Genomic DNA, 13505 nt, shown 5'->3' on the forward strand with positions numbered 1-13505 from the left:
TTTTTATAACTCTCAATCAATAAACTTTTGTTATTCAATTGATTACCTATAACTAGCACTAAATTCCTCACAGAGTGTGATCTGGATTAAACTCCAAAACAACCCATGCTGACTGCATTTTATTTAAAAATAACTTAGGCATATAGTGTCATCAGTTTAGGTTTTAAGAGTGATTAATAATGAAAAAACAGTGGTGGCACAATGCCGTTGTATACCAGATCTATCCGCGCAGTTTTTGTGACTCTAATAACGACGGTATTGGTGATATTAATGGCATTCGTTATAAACTCGATTACCTCAAACAGCTAGGGGTTGACGTACTTTGGTTGTCTCCCGTTTATAAATCCCCTATGGACGATAATGGCTACGACATTTCAGACTACCAAGATATTGCGCCTGAGTTTGGCACTATGCAGGACATGCAAGCGCTTATCAAAGAGGCCAAGCAACGTAATATCAAACTGGTGATGGATCTAGTCGTAAACCATACCTCTGATGAGCACCCTTGGTTTAAGCAAGCTCGCCAATCTAAGCATAACCGCTTTCGTGACTTTTATATCTGGCGTGATGAGATCCCCCAACACGGCGACAAAAATTATTTTGAATCTGTATTTGGTGGCCCAGCATGGCATTGGGACGAACAAGCTGGGCAATATTACTTTCATCTGTTTTCCAAAAAACAGCCAGACCTGAATTGGGAAAACCCTGAAGTCCACAAAGAAATCCATAACATGATGAACTGGTGGATTGAGCAAGGCATTGGAGGGTTTCGTCTAGATGTCATTGACTTAATTGGCAAAGAAATCGATAACGGTATCTCAGGTAACGGCCCTCGCCTACATCCTCTAATTCAACAAATGAACCGAGAAACCTTTGGTAAACACGAGCTGCTTACCGTCGGCGAGACTTGGGATGCCGATCCGAAAATTGCGAAGCTATATAGCAGCCCGCAACGCAATGAGTTTTCAATGATATTCCAATTTGAACACATTACTTTGACTTGGAAGCATTGCGACAAGTGGAACCCCATCCCATTGGATCTTAAAGCCTTTAAACAGGTGTTAACCAAGTGGCAGCTTGAGTTATCAAATGAAGGCTGGAACTCCCTATTTTGGAATAATCACGACCTGCCTCGTGCGGTGTCAAAATATGGTTGTGAGGGCGAATTTAGGGTTGCCTCAGCAAAAATGCTGGCAACTGCGCTGCACTTTCTAAAAGGCACCCCTTATATCTATCAAGGTGAAGAGATAGGGATGACCAACGTACAATTTGACAGTTTGAGTGACTATCAAGATATTGAGACCTTAAACTTTTATGATGTAAAAACCAAAGCCGGAGTCAGCCATCAACAGATGATGGATGCGATACATAAAAACAGCCGTGATAATGCCCGAACCCCGATGCAGTGGTCATCCAAGCCCAATGCAGGGTTTAGCGATGCCACGCCATGGCTCAAAGTTAACCCTAACTTTACCAGCATCAATGTCGCCTCTGCATTACACGACCAACACTCTATCTTCTATCACTATCAACGATTGATTGCATTACGTAAGCAATATCCGGTTATCGTATATGGCGATTTCATTCCACTATTGCAAGATAGCGACACCGTATTTGCTTATATTCGAAAAGATGCTGATCACCAAATACTTGTGGTCAACAATTTTAGTAACCAGCCACAACGCATCACCCTTCCTAGGGAGCTACACCAACTTAATGGTGAATGCCTAATTGCCAACTATGCAACACGACATAAACTTGATAAGGCGTTATCTCTAGCGCCTTACGAATCCTTTGCCGTAAAGCTATAGCGCGGTAAGCGCGCAATTAACCCCACATTCTAATATCAGCAAGCCTTTGTCATAGTTTCCCAAACAAATGGAGGAACTATGACTCAATCAGAAAAGCACCAACATTGGACGGCCATCATCTCCAAGCAGCAAGAAGGTGGACTTTCTATTCCAGACTTTTGTAAAAAGCACGATATTAATTACGCCACTTTTCACTATTGGCTAAAAAAGCTCAAGAACACTGACAATGAACAGGTCGCGCACCAAATGGTCATTAATAGCCAACCGTCTTTTTGTGGCGAAATGGTCGTTGTACATTTGCCTAATGGCGTGCGCGCCGAGCTGCCGACATCACTTTCATTTTCTCAAATTCAAACTTGGCTGAAGGCGCTGCAATGATCCCAAGTGGCGCGGTTTATCTCGTCTCGGGGGTTACCGATATGAGAAAGTCGATTGACGGCCTCTCTCTCATTGTCGCTGATGTGCTAGAAATGGATCCATTGAGCAGTGCGTGGTTCATCTTTTGTAATCGTGGCCGAGATAAAATCAAAATTCTCTTTTGGGACACTAACGGCTTTTGGCTCTACTATCGCCGACTCGAAAAAGGCCGCTTTAAGTGGCCAAAGCCTACAGCCGCGGGCCATATCCACATATCTACTCAACAGCTTAACTGGCTATTATCTGGGTTGAATCTTGAAAACCCAAAGGCTCATCAGCCCCTTTATGGCCGAGAAGTGTGAGCGATGATACTGATCACCTCATTGGACTTGAGCGATCCTTTTTCACTGTCAAACTAAGGGGAAATGACAGATGACGAGCCCCAAAAAATGACCGAACTTCCTGATGATGTAGAACAACTCAAAGCGATGCTACTCAAGCTTCAGGAAGAGAACTATGAACTGAAAAAAACAGTTGATACCCAATCAGAAGAAGTGGTTGAGTTAGAGAATAAAATGCGGCTGCTTCTTGAGGAACTTAACTTAAGTAAGTCCAAGCGCTTCTCCGCTAAAAGTGAAAAAGCCCCGAAAGGGACGTTTAACGAAGCTGAGCAGCAAAATGCCTTACCTAAAGCCAGTCCAAAGCATCACAAGAAAGGCCGAAAACCATTACCAGTAGAGCTTGATCGTGAAGTTCATCAGCACACACTCAATGCCCCTTACTGTGAATGCTGCAATGAACCGCTACATCCATGCGGTACTGAAGTCTCGGAAGAGCTAAAAATCATCCCTCAGAAGGTCAGCGTCGTGCGGCATGAGCGCACGAAATACGCCTGCCGTCAGTGTGAAAAGACACAAACCAGCAGCAAAATCGTCACCGCCCCTCGACCTGCCAACATGATCCCGAAAAGCATCGGCAGCCCTGAAGCATTCGCTGCGGTAGTTACGGCCAAATATGTTGACGCCTTGCCGCTTTATCGCCAGGTTGAAATCTTAAAGCGCTCAGATATCGAGTTAAGCCGAGGCACGCTTGCAAACTGGTGTGTTCAACTGGGCAGTAAAGTGACCGTTATCGTTGAAGCAATGAAAGCTCATTTACTGAATGAAAAACTCATCTGCGCGGATGAAACGACCGTTCAAGTGTTGCGAGAGCAAGAGCGCTCAGCACAAAGCAAATCTTATATGTGGGTTTATCGTAGCGGTGAGTTCGCCAAACAACCTGTGGTCATTTACGACTATCAACCAAGTCGTGCAGGGCAATGTGTTAAAGACTTCCTTGGTGGCTACTCGGGTTACCTACTCACCGATGGTTATCAAGCTTATAACGGCCTCGATAATGTTAGCCAAGCGGGGTGCTTAGCACACGTAAGACGCAAATTTACCGATGCACAAAAAGCGCAACCGAAGAAGAAATCGGGCCGTATAGAGAAAGCCATCAGCTTTATCGCAAAGCTTTATGGTATTGAACAGGAAGCTAAAGGCTTGAGCACTGTCGAGCGGCAACATCTACGACAACGAAAATCGAAACCCATCTTAGGCACGTTCCATAAGTGGTTGCTGGAAAGCCAAGGAAAAGTACTGCCGAAAAGTCAAATCGGCCTCGCCATAAATTATACGATTAACCAATGGCCGAAGTTGCTCACTTATCTAGAAGATGGTGACATAAGCATTGATAACAATGTGACAGAGCGAGATATCCGTCCGTTTACAACGGGTCGAAAAAATTGGATGTTCTCAACATCAGTTGAAGGTGCGACTGCGAGCGCTAACTTGTATAGCTTGGTGATGACTTGTCGTGCAAATAACATCAATCCATATTACTACTTCGTGCACTTATTCAAAGTGCTGCCGATGCGATCGCCACAAGATGATCTGACCGATCTTATGCCGTGGGCGCTGGAAATCGATGAGGCTGAATAAGGCCTTACTGCTTAATTGCGCGCTTACATAGCGCGCAGATAACAAAGCCGCCCCAATGTGGGCGGCTTTGTGTGGGATTAATCATCGAGTTTGCTAAATTGAAGCCTAAAACTTTCTCACAAAACGCCCTACTAAGCCGGGGTGGTAGCTCCAATTGTGACTGAATATGTTTAGTAGCTCTGGGTTGCCATACTTGGATAGGCTTACCGCATGGAAGCGATTGTGTTGTAGCTTTAATGCTTCGACCTTAGCCACCATTTCGTCGGACTGTTTCGGTGCAATAAAATCAGAAAGCACCACCATATCTGCGTTGCGATAGCGGTCCCCTTGCATTAGATCAATACAGGTTTGTAGCACCGGCTCAAAATCCGTTCCACCGTGAAAGGTATAAGAAAGAAAGTCGCTTGCCTCTCGCAAACCATCTTTTTTGGTTAATTCGTAGGTGATCTGCTCGGTTGAAAACAAGATAACAAAGCAATCTCGCTGTTCTGCCATCGCTATCTGCATTAACGCATAGGCTATCGCCTTAGCACACTGCTCTGGAAAGCCACTCATGGAGCCTGATGCATCAACGCACGCAATAAATGGCCCCTTTTCTACCTCCAACTCACTGTGACTTGGCGTATGGGCATTAACTTTACGCAAGGTACGCGACTTACCAGAAGTACGATAGTTGGCTAAGCGTTTGTCGACAAGGTGCTTATAGAAAATAACCTCAAGCTCAGGGTAAGCCAGAAACATGGTTTCGTTGGGTAATAGCTTGCTAAGATCATCTCCCTCGTGGATGCCAACGATATCGTCTGTGGCTTCAGCGGAGTGCTCTTCGACAACCTCAAATTCCATTGCTGGCGCAATCTTGAGTGAAGGATCATCAACTTGGCTCGCCATGCGCCCTAACTCATTGGCGATTTCCTTCAACCCACCGTGTTTACGCAAAAATTTCGCGTAGTGACTCATCACCTTAACATCACTGCGGGTCAGCTTTGCCGCCGCCATATCCCATAATCGCCCAAGTTGCGATTCATCACCCGTCTCACCGAGCTGGCGCATGTTGTTCATGTTTTCCATACGATTGTACAGATCATCTAGAAACTTCTGCTTGTCTTGTTCGAGCTCGTTAAGTTGAAGTTGCTTTATCTCGTTATATAGGGATTGATACCACTGGTCGCAGAAATAGTGCGCAAACATAGGGTTAGGTGTGCTTTTTTGCCGATCAAGTAACCGCCGAGCCTGCAGGTAAAAGGCGCTATGCCATTCAAGTTGTTTTACAACCGACTCAATATCTTGTTCAAATTGCGCCTCATCCCAATGAATGACCTCTTGATACAAGGCTAATTCGGCTTGGGTGTGCTCGGTATCGCACACCTTGGTGATTCGTCGCTTAACCGATTTTCGCCACTTAAATAGGTGATTTTTAACCGAGGCTTGCACGCCCGGTTTCTCAGTAGACATCAGTACCTGGCTACGCCCAATTAAATCATTTACTGCGCTCTCTACCATGCCAGAATCAGCAACTGAGATAGCCAAATTTAGCGCATCAACACCAAGCATCTAAAATCCCTATTGTGAATAGTAATCGGCCATAAACCCAATACGCTGAGCAAGCTTTTTTGATTGCCCCTGCGCGGCACTTAATGACTGCGCAAGTTTCTGCAATCCAGATTCCATCGCGGTTGGCAGTTCTGGCTCAATAAAGTTATGGGGTAACGCACCATGAAATGCAGAGCGTACCTGAGTTAAGGTCAATTCGGCCTTTTGCAACTCATTCACAGCATTTTGAGCTAAACCATACCATTTTTGGTGTGTTTGTGCGTCTAAACCTTGGTTGGTGACTAAGCCAACTAGCACTGAGCGATTTGCAATATCTTTAACTACTAGGTTGTCATCTGCATCTAGCGCTAATTTAATAGAAACCATATTGGTGTTTTGATTCACGTATCCATACACATCACCGCCACCATGAGAGATCACCTTTAGTAGCTCACTGTGCGGCACATAGATCCAACGCGAGTCCCCTTTTTCGTGCTCAGAAACCGAGAGATTACTTTGTAAAAGCACCAATTTAACCAGGTTACCCGTTGGACCAACCTTGTGTACACGCCAATCCTTAAGGTCGATTTTAAAGCCCTCTTTACGCAATAAACCGCTGCCCATTTCATGGGTAACATGCAGGCTATTTTGGGTTTCGATTTCGGATTGAACATCCTCTAGGGTTGCCTTACTGCTTTCAATAACATGTAAGATCTCACTTTGATCAAAGGCGTATTCTAGTGCAAATTCACGCATCACCTCACGCACGATCACCCGAGATTCTGGGCTATTCCATAGGCAATCTTGAATTAGGATAAGATCAAGAGCGTTGATCTTTTGTCGGCCATTAAAAAATGCACTGGCTTTAAGCAATTTTACCGCTTTCTTCCATCGACGATCGGATACATAAAGGTCATCGGCTTTAAGCGTGGTTTCAACCTGCTGGTGGCGTTTCTCCAGCATACTTTTGAGTAAGTAGAGCTTATCGAATAGTGCTTCACTTAACGGGATCTGATCAAGTTCACTCAACCACTGAGTATACTCTTGATTGGAGATTTTTAGCTCATCAGGTACCTCAGCCTCTTGGGTAGTCCCAACCGTCAGCATGCTATAAAAGTTGCGCTTATCTTGAATCCGATTGACGAACACACGCACTAACATGCGATCATATAACGCCTCAAGGCCGCTTTCTTCATCTGGTAATTCATTTGACGCTGAGATCAACAGCCGCATTGGGACCTTTTCGATATCATTGCCATTTTTAAAGGTTTTTTCGTTGACTACCGTCAATAGGGTATTGAGGATCGCAGGGCCGGCCTTCCAAATTTCATCCAGAAAAACAACATTTGCTTTAGGCAGGTAGCCATCAGTCAATCGCACATAGCGTCCGTTGTCCTTTAGCTCTTGAATACTTAAAGGTCCAAACACCTCTTCAGGGGTTGAAAATCGAGTCATTAAATATTCAAAATAGCTGCTGCTTTGAAAGGCACTAATTAGGCGTTTAGCAATCAGGCTTTTAGCGATACCCGGAGGCCCTAATAAGAATACACTCTCTCCGGAAAGTGCTGCGAGCAGGCACAACTTAATCGTATGTTCACGCTCATAAACCCCTTCAGATAGATGTTTAACGAGTTTATCAATTCGCTCCGAACGGAGCGCTCGATGTGCGTGTGTGGCACTGCTGGCTTGTATCATTCCTTTACCTACCTATATAACTATCTAACCACGATCTAGGCTACGACTATGTTACCTTGTGATTGTGTACATGAACTCGATTTCATGTGCTTCCTTTGTATATAGCAAGGTAACGAGAACTGGATCACATTGCAATCTTAGTTTTCAATATTAGAAACATCAATATTTATCAAGGTGTTAGGCAGGAAATATCCTTATATATTTATTCAAGTGCAAAAGCGTGATCGAGTACATATAATCGATACAATCATTCCTCGAATTGACAATAAAAATGCACAAAATCATTCATAAATGGAAGAGCCTGTCCTTAGTTGAGGAACCTCTCATTTTGCCAAATAAGTTGGCTATTTCTCACACCTCCATTCGACACCCAGGCGCCGTAGTCATATTGGCAAAACTCGATGACAATACCGTTTTATTACTTAATCAGTACCGCCCGTCTATTAAACAGTGGCTACTAGAGATACCCGCTGGCACCATGAAGCAAGATGAATCACCGCTAATTGCGGCTAAACGAGAGCTTGAAGAAGAGACCGGATATAGCGCAAAGCGCTGGCAAAGCCTTGGAACCTTGACCCCGATGGCTGGATTTTGTAATGAAGTGCAGCACCTGTTTGTGGCTGAGGAACTTCATTTGGAGAACCGCTTACATAAAGACGACGAAGAGGTTATTGAGTTACAAACCATTACCTGTAATGACCTATTACAAGCTATTCAAAGGGACGATATCACCGATGCCAAAACGATAGCGACTGTTGCCAAAGCTATGTTGTGTGGCAAACTGTAGTGACAAACACTCGGTTATAGTAAGGAATAAAAATGGACTTTCGCTCAGACACGGTCACCCGCCCAACCCAAGCCATGCGCGATGCAATGGCTAACGCCGCTGTTGGGGATGATGTTTATGGTGACGATCCTACAATTAATGAGTTGGAGAACTGGGTAGCACAACGCCATGGATTTGAAGCGGCCCTATTTACTACCTCCGGCACCCAGGCCAACTTGTTAGGCCTTATGTCCCATTGTGAACGCGGCGATGAATATCTTTGTGGTCAACAGGCTCACAATTACCGTTACGAGGCAGGAGGCGCAGCCGTGTTAGGCTCAATTCAGCCGCAGCCAGTTATGAATGAACCAGATGGTACCCTTTGCTTTAAGAAACTGGCATCGGTGATTAAACCAGACGACTTTCACTTTGCGCGCACAAAACTGCTTAGCCTCGAAAACACCATTAACGGTAAGGTGCTACCGCTAGAATATTTGGCGCAAGCTCGCGAGTTTGTTAATCAATACGGTTTGAAATTGCACCTCGATGGTGCGCGTGTGTATAACGCCGCCGTAGCGCTCGATGTCGATATTAAAGAGATAGCGCAGCACTTTGATACCATGACCATTTGCTTGTCTAAAGGGCTTTGCGCGCCAGTGGGTTCACTGCTACTCGGTGATAAAGAAACCATAGCTAAGGCACGTCGAATCCGTAAAATGCTTGGCGGTGCCATGCGTCAGGTAGGCATATTGGGCGCAGCAGGTAAGTTGGCATTAACCGAACAGGTAACGCGCCTTAAAGATGACCATAAAAACGCCAAAAAGCTAGCGCAGGGCTTGTCACTATTACCTGGCTTTAACGTTAACTCTGAGCTCGTACAAACTAATATCGTATTTGCCAAACTCGACCACAGCATTAACATCGATGCGGTTACCGAACAGCTTGAACAACAAGGTATTTTGGTGTCCCCGAGCAATCCGGTACGCTTTGTAACCCACAAAGACATTAGCTCATCAGATATCGATACCTTACTTGAAAAGCTAACTTCGCTTCTTTAGTTGTTACTATATAACCAATAAATAAAACCCCTAGATGTTAGGCGACTAATTTCAAGGGGTTTAAATGTCTATGAGCGTTTGGTACGTCCGCGATTTTTGTGGATACCAAGCTTGGCTTTCAACTTACGTTTCTCTGAACTTCGGCTGCGACGCCCCATCGGCATATCTTCAGTAATAGGCGCTATCGAACCTGGTTCGTAGCCGGCTAGCCATTCCTGTGGTAATTTTTTATCCAGTAGTCTTTCAATCGCCTCAAGCAGATACTGCTCATCATGACTCATCAGCGATACCGCGTTGCCTTTACGCCCAGCTCTACCACTGCGCCCTATTCGATGAATGTAGTCCTCAGCCTTAAATGGCATATCATAGTTCACTACATACTCTAGTTCGCTAATATCAATGCCACGCGCAGCGACATCGGTTGCAATCATCGCTCGCGCTTTACCTGATTTAAAGTCTTCAAGGGCTCGGGTACGTGCACCCTGACTTTTATCACCATGCATTGACACGGCGCGAATGCCATCAAGCTTTAGCTCTTTGGCTAAACTTTCTGTGCCCTCTTTAGTACGACAGAAAACTAACACTTGTTGCCAGTTTTTAGAACCAATCAAATATGCCAATAACTCACGCTTACGTCTTTTATCTACTGGGTAAACAATCTGTTCAACGCTATCGGCGGTTGAGTTAGCAGGTGACACCTCTACCTCGGCAGGAGAGGTTAGGATCTTATACGCAATATTCTTGATGTTTTTGTTGAAGGTTGCAGAGAAAAACAGCGTCTGTCTTTGCGGGCTCACTTTGCCTAGTATGCGTTTTATGTCAGGCATAAACCCCATATCTAGCATACGGTCGGCTTCATCCAGAACCAGAGTTTGAACCGTATCTAAACGCAGTGTTTTGTTGAACAAATGGTCTAGTAGCCGCCCAGGGGTTGCCACCAGCACGTCACAGCCTTCACGTAGCATCTCACATTGCACTTTAAAACTAGTTCCTCCATAAACCACGCCAGTTTTTATAGCGGTGGACACACCATATTGACTGATTGCGGTATAGACCTGCTGAGCTAGCTCTCTGGTTGGTACCAATATCAATGCTCGGATCTCACACGGCTGTTGCGGATTGACCGGTTTCAGCGGTTGCTGACTAAGCGCTTGAAGTATCGGCAATCCAAACGCTATGGTTTTACCGGTACCAGTTTGCGCCGCCGCTAATACGTCTCGCCCCTCTAAAACATAAGGAATAGCCTGCAATTGAACAGGCGTTGGAGTAACGATATTGAGTTCGGTTAACGTATCAATAAACGGGTTTGCGATACCGAGTGCGGCGAAGGATGAATCTGTCATAGTTAGGTATATAAACGGCCACTAAATTAAGTGAGCGAAGTTTACTTTATTTTACGCACCGCTTCGATAAGTTCAGGGTAAAACTCCAAAAACACTTGGTTTAAATGGTTATAGTGTTGCTCAAGGTGAGAATAACAGAGCTGCAAAGGCGCCATTCTAGGTGAACGTAGTGACATTCTGTGTAGCGCATATTGAATGTTATCCATCTTTGCGTAAGACTCAAGCCACTTACCGTCCCACATTGCGCCTACTACCTGTTGATATCGAACCGGCAACGCCTGCTGAATATACCTTGGGTGCGTTTTAAGCTGAGCCTTTAAGCAAAACTGTTGCACGTCGTGAGGGTGAAACCTAGACCACTGGTTAATTAAACAGTGGTCCCAAAATACGTCCAATGCAATGGGTGCAAAGCGGCGCTGCTTAGCAAACAATGGTAGAAGCGCCTTAATAGAAGGATGGCTGTCGGTATAGCTATCTACAAACCGATGCAATCGAATGCCTTCGGACCACTCTTGATGGTACTGTTTACTTGGGTCGCCACGCACAAAATCGCCCAACAGATTGCCAACTAAGCTACTACCACTTTGTTCCGCTAAATGTAGGTGTGCTAAAAAGTTCATTATGCTTGCATCCGTTTGCGGTATTCTCTCGGCGAACATCCAAAGTGCTTACTAAATCTATGCGTAAAATTATGCGGGTCTTGATAGCCCAAACGTCTCGCAATCATGCTTACCGTCCAATCCTCATATTTTAGTAGATCAACCGCCTTTTCCATGCGAAGTTGGATCAATCTTGATCGAGGCGAGACCCCATACAGGGATTTGCAAACCCGATTTAACTGCTCCTTACTAAGAAAACAGCGCTGCGCTATCAACTCGACTCTCCAGTTTAGGTGTAGCTGAGATTCAATATCATTAAATAGGGTTTGTACGCGAATAGAGGAACTAAACGGCTTGGCTTGAATACCGGCTAATATACGGCTCATCTCACTAATGAGTAATCGCCTATAGCTAGGGCGGCCGCCTACTTCCAAATGCAGTAGATTCATTAAAGACCACACTTGCTCACTAGCTTGAAAAGGTAGCACCGTTTGTCCGATAGAGACGATATCTCGCCATTTAGGCACGTTATCTAACAATACCCATGCCATTTTCCAGCGCGTTTGTTGAGGGTGAAGTTCGAAACGAAATGGCATCTTAGCCGGTAGTAATATCAACGAATATGGAAGTAGCTCAATCACACTGTTAGCCGTGGTCAGCAGGCCGCCACCTTCAAGGGTCATCAACAAGGTGTGAACGCCAACGCCCTCTCGTTCAACCTCGTAGCCATTTTCAAGCTCTGCCAATCCAGCCATAAAATAACCGCTTTCAGCTAATTCAGGAATGTCAGAGGTGGTTAAAAAGCGCTCTTTACACTCTTCACTCAAAAATACGCGATCCCGCCACTGTGATTTTGGCTCATATTGACTTATGACAGATTTGCACAGTTTTTTGCTCAATTGAAATATACCATCTAACCCGGTTGATGAATAAGATACGCCTTGTTATATCAACAGGCAACCAAGATGAACCTCCACTTTTCAAAAGCGACTCAACACGCCATCCCTAATGGATTCATGGGCAAAGTAACCCGTTTAGCCGTACCCGTTGCTATCCAAAGTGCACTGGTTGCTATTTTGCAGCTCGCTGACGTGCTTATGGTTAGCGATTTTGGTAAAGAAGCGACCGCCTCAGTTGGTATTGCCACAAAATGGCACTTTGTGATTATCATGATCTCCGCTGGTATCGCCAGCGCCAACGGTATTTTAGTGGCTCAGTACTGGGGAAAAAAAGACACAGATTCAGCTAAAACTGTCACATACCTAGCCTTAAAATACGGTGCGTATTTGATGCTTCCACTCACGCTACTTATTGTATTGGGTTCCGATACAATCATGTTGCTACAGACCTCAGATACTGAGGTTATCCGTCTTGGTTCTACCTATATCTGGTATAGCATTCCAGTACTCATGCTTACCCATTGCGTTGTGATTGCCGAATCAAGCTTGCGCAGTTCAGGCAACGCTATGTTACCGCTTATACTTGGTGGCGCGACCGCGTTAATTAATATTTGCCTTAATTTTTGGCTCATAAAGGGCGGGTTAGGTATTGAGCCTATGGGGGTTGCAGGAGCAGCTCTTGCCACGACAATAGCCAGACTGTTCCAAGTATTAGCCATTGCGGTAGCGCTATATAAGATGAAGCACTGGACCCTAAGTGCAAACTTTTTGCCCAACCCGCAACGTTTAACTCGCTCATTTGCAAAACTGGCGGTGCCATCCACAGCTAATACCATCATCTGGGCCTTTGGCACCCTAACCTATCAAGTCATATTTGGGCATATGGGCACCACAGAGTTGGCTGTCTTTAGTATGATGGGGCCGTTTGAAGGCCTGTGTTATTCCGCGTTTTTTGGTATCGCAGTTGCGTGCTCGGTTCTTGTTGGTCAATCCTTAGGCGATGACCAGTTCGCACAGGCAGAATCAATGGCAAACTGGTTCATTAAGACTATTTTTATCTGCTCGGTGGCCCTTGCCATTATCCTATTGATATTTAAACAACACGTCTTGAGCGCACTACATCTTACTAGCGATGAACTCTATCCTTTAGCCTCTCCCGCAATGGCGATATTCGCCATTTTATTAGCGGTTAGAATGACTAACATGCTGATCATTATTGGGATTTTAAGAGCCGGCGGCGAAAATACATTTTGTCTACGTATGGACTTCATTGCCATGTGGTTAGTGGGTATTCCTTTCCTTGCGATTGGCGCATTTCTACTTAATTTACCCTTTGAATACGTCTACGGCCTGATGCTAACAGAGGAAATAGTTAAGTTTGGCCTCTGTTTTACGCGCTTTCTCAAGCGCAAATGGGTGAAAAACCTGACATTAACACCCGCCTAGATTGAGGGGATATCCGCTGTTA

At 45.0% G+C, this 13505-nt stretch carries 12 protein-coding genes; 7 read left to right on the forward strand and 5 right to left on the reverse strand.

Features of this window, described 5'->3' with window-relative positions; genetic code table 11:
• Nucleotides 1-179 precede the first annotated feature (179 nt).
• From OCU28_RS13725 to tnpC, 4 genes are all read left to right on the forward strand, one after another.
• Nucleotides 180-1811: a glycoside hydrolase family 13 protein gene (locus OCU28_RS13725; protein WP_261818243.1), complete on the forward strand. Its 1632-nt coding sequence runs from the start codon at nt 180-182 to the stop codon at nt 1809-1811.
• A 78-nt stretch (nt 1812-1889) separates the two neighbouring features.
• Nucleotides 1890-2189 carry an IS66 family insertion sequence element accessory protein TnpA gene (tnpA, locus tag OCU28_RS13730; protein ID WP_261816970.1) on the forward strand — a complete coding sequence of 100 codons (300 nt, stop codon included), beginning with the start codon at nt 1890-1892 and terminating at the stop codon, nt 2187-2189.
• Entirely contained in the window at nt 2186-2530 is a 345-nt protein-coding gene (gene tnpB, locus OCU28_RS13735; RefSeq protein ID WP_261816971.1) for an IS66 family insertion sequence element accessory protein TnpB, read from the forward strand. Before tnpA ends, tnpB begins: the two co-directional genes overlap by 4 nt.
• A gap of 87 nt (nt 2531-2617) precedes the next feature.
• Nucleotides 2618-4147: an IS66 family transposase gene (tnpC, locus tag OCU28_RS13740; RefSeq protein WP_261817421.1), complete on the forward strand. Its 1530-nt coding sequence runs from the start codon at nt 2618-2620 to the stop codon at nt 4145-4147.
• Nucleotides 4148-4252: 105 nt separating this feature from the next.
• Here tnpC and viaA read toward each other — a convergent pair whose 3' ends face one another.
• Both viaA and OCU28_RS13750 read right to left on the reverse strand, forming a co-directional pair.
• Nucleotides 4253-5698: an ATPase RavA stimulator ViaA gene (gene viaA, locus OCU28_RS13745; protein ID WP_261818244.1), complete on the reverse strand. Its 1446-nt coding sequence runs from the start codon at nt 5696-5698 to the stop codon at nt 4253-4255.
• Nucleotides 5699-5707: 9 nt separating this feature from the next.
• Nucleotides 5708-7372 (reverse strand): ATPase RavA domain-containing protein, encoded by a 1665-nt coding sequence (locus OCU28_RS13750; RefSeq protein WP_261818245.1) that lies wholly within the window; start codon nt 7370-7372, stop codon nt 5708-5710.
• Between the two features lie 271 nt (nt 7373-7643).
• Between OCU28_RS13750 and OCU28_RS13755 the strand changes: the two genes are divergently transcribed.
• Together OCU28_RS13755 and ltaE are read left to right on the forward strand one after the other, a co-directional pair.
• Nucleotides 7644-8159 (forward strand): NUDIX hydrolase, encoded by a 516-nt coding sequence (locus OCU28_RS13755; RefSeq protein WP_261818246.1) that lies wholly within the window; start codon nt 7644-7646, stop codon nt 8157-8159.
• Nucleotides 8160-8191: 32 nt separating this feature from the next.
• Nucleotides 8192-9196 (forward strand): low-specificity L-threonine aldolase, encoded by a 1005-nt coding sequence (gene ltaE, locus OCU28_RS13760; protein ID WP_261818247.1) that lies wholly within the window; start codon nt 8192-8194, stop codon nt 9194-9196.
• A gap of 68 nt (nt 9197-9264) precedes the next feature.
• Here ltaE and OCU28_RS13765 read toward each other — a convergent pair whose 3' ends face one another.
• From OCU28_RS13765 to OCU28_RS13775, 3 genes are read right to left on the reverse strand one after another with little or no spacing between them, the layout of a single operon-like run.
• On the reverse strand, nt 9265-10539 hold the full coding sequence (locus OCU28_RS13765) for a DEAD/DEAH box helicase (protein ID WP_261818248.1): 1275 nt from the start codon (nt 10537-10539) through the stop codon (nt 9265-9267).
• A gap of 41 nt (nt 10540-10580) precedes the next feature.
• Nucleotides 10581-11159 carry an acyl carrier protein phosphodiesterase gene (locus OCU28_RS13770; protein ID WP_261818249.1) on the reverse strand — a complete coding sequence of 193 codons (579 nt, stop codon included), beginning with the start codon at nt 11157-11159 and terminating at the stop codon, nt 10581-10583.
• On the reverse strand, nt 11159-12046 hold the full coding sequence (locus OCU28_RS13775) for a helix-turn-helix transcriptional regulator (RefSeq protein WP_261818274.1): 888 nt from the start codon (nt 12044-12046) through the stop codon (nt 11159-11161). Before OCU28_RS13775 ends, OCU28_RS13770 begins: the two co-directional genes overlap by 1 nt.
• Before the next feature lie 57 nt (nt 12047-12103).
• Between OCU28_RS13775 and OCU28_RS13780 the strand changes: the two genes are divergently transcribed.
• Nucleotides 12104-13483 carry an MATE family efflux transporter gene (locus OCU28_RS13780; protein ID WP_261818250.1) on the forward strand — a complete coding sequence of 460 codons (1380 nt, stop codon included), beginning with the start codon at nt 12104-12106 and terminating at the stop codon, nt 13481-13483.
• The last annotated feature ends 22 nt before the right edge of the window (nt 13484-13505 follow it).

Origin of the sequence: Vibrio gallicus (assembly GCF_024346875.1) — a bacterium.
GTDB lineage: Bacteria > Pseudomonadota > Gammaproteobacteria > Enterobacterales > Vibrionaceae > Vibrio > Vibrio gallicus.

Bases quoted from the DNA above. Each gene is read 5' to 3' on its own strand.
- OCU28_RS13725 (WP_261818243.1), top strand. From the start codon at position 180: ATGAAAAAACAGTGGTGGCACAATGCCGTTGTATACCAGATCTATCCG.
- OCU28_RS13770 (WP_261818249.1), bottom strand. From the start codon at position 11,159: ATGAACTTTTTAGCACACCTACATTTAGCGGAACAAAGTGGTAGTAGC.
- OCU28_RS13750 (WP_261818245.1), bottom strand. From the start codon at position 7,372: ATGATACAAGCCAGCAGTGCCACACACGCACATCGAGCGCTCCGTTCG.
- viaA (WP_261818244.1), bottom strand. From the start codon at position 5,698: ATGCTTGGTGTTGATGCGCTAAATTTGGCTATCTCAGTTGCTGATTCT.
- OCU28_RS13780 (WP_261818250.1), top strand. From the start codon at position 12,104: ATGAACCTCCACTTTTCAAAAGCGACTCAACACGCCATCCCTAATGGA.
- tnpB (WP_261816971.1), top strand. From the start codon at position 2,186: ATGATCCCAAGTGGCGCGGTTTATCTCGTCTCGGGGGTTACCGATATG.
- tnpA (WP_261816970.1), top strand. From the start codon at position 1,890: ATGACTCAATCAGAAAAGCACCAACATTGGACGGCCATCATCTCCAAG.
- ltaE (WP_261818247.1), top strand. From the start codon at position 8,192: ATGGACTTTCGCTCAGACACGGTCACCCGCCCAACCCAAGCCATGCGC.
- OCU28_RS13765 (WP_261818248.1), bottom strand. From the start codon at position 10,539: ATGACAGATTCATCCTTCGCCGCACTCGGTATCGCAAACCCGTTTATT.
- OCU28_RS13755 (WP_261818246.1), top strand. From the start codon at position 7,644: ATGCACAAAATCATTCATAAATGGAAGAGCCTGTCCTTAGTTGAGGAA.
- tnpC (WP_261817421.1), top strand. From the start codon at position 2,618: ATGACCGAACTTCCTGATGATGTAGAACAACTCAAAGCGATGCTACTC.